Annotated in this window: 1 protein-coding gene; it reads right to left on the reverse strand. The window is 54.7% G+C overall.

Going from position 1 to position 232, the window contains the following annotated elements; translation table 11 throughout:
- Positions 1-209, reverse strand: a 209-nt coding sequence (locus tag AAEZ05_RS30440; protein WP_350650419.1) for a hypothetical protein, incomplete at its 3' end; no start/stop codon positions are given.
- Positions 210-232 lie beyond the last annotated feature (23 nt).

Below are 232 nucleotides of genomic sequence, written 5' to 3' on the forward strand. Positions count from 1 at the left end.
GTCCTATACAGATTCAGCTCTCTTAAATGGGGCATGCCACTGAAGTCTGGCGTTACGCCCAGCGGATTACTCGACAGGTCGAGCACTTGCAGCGCATTGAGATTACTCACCAAGCCCGCGCTATGTTCAGTCAACTGCAAGCCGTTGTCGTGCAGCTTCAACGCAGTGAGCTGCTTCATGTCGCCAATTACCGCAGGCAGCTCGGTCATTTCGGCCCCAGTGATGCTCAAGC

This window comes from Pseudomonas sp. HY13-MNA-CIBAN-0226 (assembly GCF_040310305.1).
Lineage (GTDB): Bacteria > Pseudomonadota > Gammaproteobacteria > Pseudomonadales > Pseudomonadaceae > Aquipseudomonas > Aquipseudomonas gregormendelii.